General features: G+C 78.0%; 1 protein-coding gene. It reads right to left on the minus strand.

Translation table 11 applies throughout. The annotated features are described in order from the left end of the window. Nucleotides 1-578: acyltransferase domain-containing protein (locus HUW36_RS33935; protein ID WP_174531710.1), on the minus strand; the 578-nt coding region annotated here is incomplete at both ends.

A 578-nucleotide genomic window follows, 5' to 3' on the forward strand; every position in this document is an offset into this window, starting at 1 on the left:
CGGCCCGGTCGGCGTGGCCGGTGAGCGCGTCGGCCACCTCGGTCTCGCCGGCGGCGACGGCCAGCATGCCCCCGCCGGCCGGCAGCGCCTGCATGAGCCGGCCGCGCTGGCCGACGAGCGTGCACGCGTCGGCCAGGGTGAACACCCCGGCGACGTACGCGGCGGTGATCTCGCCGACCGAGTGCCCGGCGACCAGGTCGGGACGCACCCCCCAGTCGGTGAGCTGCCGGTGCAGCGCCACCTCGACGGCGAAGAGCCCGGCCTGGGTGAAGGCGGTCTGGTCCAGCAGCGCGGCCTCGGCGCTGCCCTCGGGCGCGAACAGCACGCTCTTGAGCGGCCGGGGCAGGTGCGCGTCGAGGTGCTGGCAGGCCTCGTCGAGCGTCTCGGCGAAGGCGGGCAGCGCCTGGTAGAGCGCCCGGCCCATGCCGGCGTGCTGGGCGCCCTGCCCGGAGAAGAGCACCGCGAGCGTGCCGCCGGACGCGGCGACGTCCCGGTGCACGGCGGGGTGGCTCTCCCCGGCGGCCAGGGCGCGCAACGCGGCCAGTCGGGTGTCCGGGTCGGCGGCCAGCAGCACCGCG

The sequence above is a fragment of the Micromonospora maritima genome, from assembly GCF_902825405.1.
GTDB classification, from domain to species: Bacteria; Actinomycetota; Actinomycetes; order Mycobacteriales; family Micromonosporaceae; genus Micromonospora; species Micromonospora maritima.